1 protein-coding gene is annotated in these 231 nt (G+C 63.2%); it reads left to right on the top strand.

Translation table 11 applies throughout. From position 1 onward, the window contains the following. Positions 1-231 (top strand): DUF817 family protein (locus OH705_RS28915; RefSeq protein WP_267303661.1); only part of this gene is annotated, 231 nt, incomplete at its 5' end.

Raw genomic sequence — 231 nt, 5'->3', positions numbered from 1 at the left:
GTGGCGCTGTTCATCTGGTTCGCCGAGAACATCGGCACCTTCGCCAACGCCTGGCGCTATCCCAACCAGTCGCAGGGCTGGGAACTGGTATCCATTGCCAAGCTGGGCTCGTGGTTCCTGCTCATGATCATCAGCTACGTGATGGTCAGCCTGGTCAGCCGGCCGCAGCCGATCGGTGTGGCGGCTGCGCCGCATCCCGTGGGACCGGATAACGCGTCCCCGATTTCCTGA

It is taken from the genome of Pseudomonas sp. BJa3 (assembly GCF_026343815.1).
In the GTDB taxonomy this organism is placed as follows: Bacteria; Pseudomonadota; Gammaproteobacteria; order Pseudomonadales; family Pseudomonadaceae; genus Aquipseudomonas; species Aquipseudomonas soli.
Note: the sequence above shows the minus strand (reverse complement) of the source record. Positions and strands in the feature narration are given on the sequence as shown.